Here is a 2665-nt window from a genome sequence, read left to right as displayed (position 1 = left end):
CGATCACCGACGCCAGCGTGCGCGCAGGCGGCCTGCAGGGCGAAATCGAACGCCTGCAGCGCGAGATCGCCGCGCTGGGCGCGGTGAACCTGGCCGCGCTCGACGAGCTGAACATGGCGCGCGAGCGCAAGGCCTTCCTGGACGCGCAGACGGCCGACCTCACCGAGGCCATGAACACGCTGGAAGACGCGATCCGCAAAATCGACGCCGAAACGCGCCAACTGCTCTCGGGCACCTTCGAGACGGTGAACACGCACTTCGGCCGCATGTTCCCCGAGCTGTTCGGCGGCGGCCAGGCGAAGCTCATCATCACCGGCGACGAGATTCTCGACTCCGGCGTGCAGGTGATGGCGCAGCCGCCGGGCAAGAAGAACCAGACCATCCACCTGCTGTCCGGCGGCGAAAAGGCGCTGACCGCGATCGCGCTGGTGTTTGCCATCTTCCAACTCAACCCCGCGCCGTTTTGCCTGCTCGACGAAGTCGACGCACCGCTGGACGACGCCAACACCGAGCGCTACGCTCGGCTGGTCACCAGCATGAGCCGCGAGACCCAGTTCCTGTTCATCAGCCACAACAAGATCGCCATGGAAATGGCCGAACAACTCATCGGCGTGACCATGCAGGAGCAGGGCGTGTCGCGCATCGTGGCGGTGGACATGGAATCCGCGCTGTCCATGGCCGACGCCTGAACCCATCGGAGCCCCCGTGAGCACATTGCAACTGAGTCTGGCCATCGTCGGCGGCATCCTGCTGGCGCTCATCGTGGCCTACAACAGCTGGAGTACGTGGCGCAACACGCCCCGGCGCGCGCAGCAGCAGGGACCCCGCGCGGAGCCGGCCCTGCACCAGGAAAACGACCCCGACGGCGCCACGCCGCCGGATCGATTCCATGCGCTCGACGGCGACCCCGAACCCGCGCAGCACAGCGCAGCCGGCGACGCGGCGCGGCCACTGCCCGCGTTCACCCCACTCCCCCAGGAGCGCCGCTCCCGGCTCGACCCGCTCATCGACGTCATCGCCCCGCTGCTGCCCGAGCAGTGGGTCTCGGGCGAGGCCGCGCTCGCCGCGCTGCCGCCCACGCGCCGCGCGGGCAGCAAGCCCTTTGCCGTCGAGGGACTGAACGCGGCCACGCAGCAGTGGGAGCCCCCGCGCCCGGCGGGCGCTACCAGAGCTTCCAGGCCGGGGTGCAGCTGGCGAACCGCACGGGCGCGCTCAACGAAATCGAATTCTCCGAGTTCGTCGTCAAGGCGCAGGCGTTCGCCGACGCCATCAACGCCGCGCCGGACTTTCCCGACATGCTGCAGGAAGTGGCCCGCGCGCGCGAGCTCGACCAATTCGCCAGCGCGCACGACGCGCAGCTCGCGTTCATGCTGCGCGCGCACCAAGCCGCCTGGAGCCCCGGCTACGTGCAGCAGAACGCTGCGCGCCTGGGCTTCGTTCCCGGCGTCCTGCCCGGCCGGCTCGTGCTGCCCGCCAGCGCACAGGGTCTGCCGCCGCTGCTCACGCTGGGCTACGACACCCAGGCCGCGCTGGCCGAGGACCCGGAGCAGTCCGCAATCCGCGAGCTCACGCTGAGCCTGGACGTGGCGCAGGTGCAGCGCGCCGAGCAGCCCTTCGTGCGCCTGCGCAGCGTGGCGCAGGCGCTGTGCACGGCCATGGACGGCGTGCTCTGCGACCAGAACGGCCAGCCGCTGCCGAGCATGGCCATGGACCCCATTGCCGCCGACCTGGAACTGCTCTACGACCAACTCGACGGCCACGATCTGTCAGCGGGCTCGGTGCTCGCGCGGCGCCTGTTCAGCTGAAGACCCCATGAACGAATCCCCCCCCACCCCCACCGGGAACCCGGACCCCGTTCCCACCCGGGCGCAGGCGGCGACCCGGGTCAGGGCGCTGCGCGAGCAGCTCCAGCACTGGGCGCACCAGTACCACGTGCTCGACGCGCCCAGCGTCCCCGACGCCGAATACGACCGCGCATTCCGCGAACTGCAGACGCTGGAGGCCGCGCACCCCGATCTCGTCAGCCCCGACTCCCCCACGCAGCGCGTGCTCGGCGCGGTGCTCGAGGGGCTGGCCCCCGTGCGCCACGCGCTGCCCATGCTCAGCATCCACACCGAAACCGACACCGGGGCCAGCGGCGCGCAGGCCTTTGACGCCCGCGTGCGCCGCGAACTCGGGTTGGCCGAATCCGACCCGCCCATCGAATACCTGGCCGAGCCCAAGTTCGACGGCCTGGCGATGAGCCTGCGCTACGAAAACGGCCGCCTCGTGCAGGCCGCGACGCGCGGCGACGGCGAAGTGGGCGAGGACGTGACGCACAACATCCGCACCATCCGGCAGATACCGCAGACCTTGCCCGACGGCGTCGCGCCGCTGCTCGAAGTGCGCGGCGAGGTGTATATGCGGCGCGCCGAATTCGACGCGCTCAACGAACGCCAGCGCGCGCAGGGCGGCAAGACCTTCGTGAACCCGCGCAACGCGGCCGCGGGCGCCGTGCGCCAGCTCGACTCCGGCATCACGGCCCGGCGGCCGCTGCGCTTTTTCGCCTACGGCCTGGGCGCCATCACCCCGGCCAGCGCAGGCGGTCCGGTGTTCGACACGCACTACGCGCTGCTGCAGGCCCTGCAATCCTGGGGTTTCCCGGTTGCAACGCAGGTGCAGATTG

Annotated in this window: 1 protein-coding gene and 2 pseudogenes; all 3 read left to right on the top strand. The window is 70.6% G+C overall.

Annotated features, from left to right (window positions below; all coding sequences use genetic code 11):
- A pseudogene (locus VTU_RS0106030) lies at positions 1-689 on the top strand (AAA family ATPase); the annotation flags it as partial.
- Positions 690-705: 16 nt separating this feature from the next.
- Positions 706-1805, top strand: a pseudogene (locus VTU_RS25990) (cell division protein FtsZ).
- Between the two features lie 7 nt (positions 1806-1812).
- On the top strand, positions 1813-2665 hold an 853-nt coding region (locus VTU_RS0106020), incomplete at its 3' end, for a DNA ligase LigA-related protein (RefSeq protein WP_010102044.1).

Source organism: Verminephrobacter aporrectodeae subsp. tuberculatae At4, assembly GCF_000193225.1.
Taxonomy (GTDB): Bacteria; Pseudomonadota; Gammaproteobacteria; order Burkholderiales; family Burkholderiaceae_C; genus Acidovorax; species Acidovorax aporrectodeae.
Note: the sequence above shows the minus strand (reverse complement) of the source record. Positions and strands in the feature narration are given on the sequence as shown.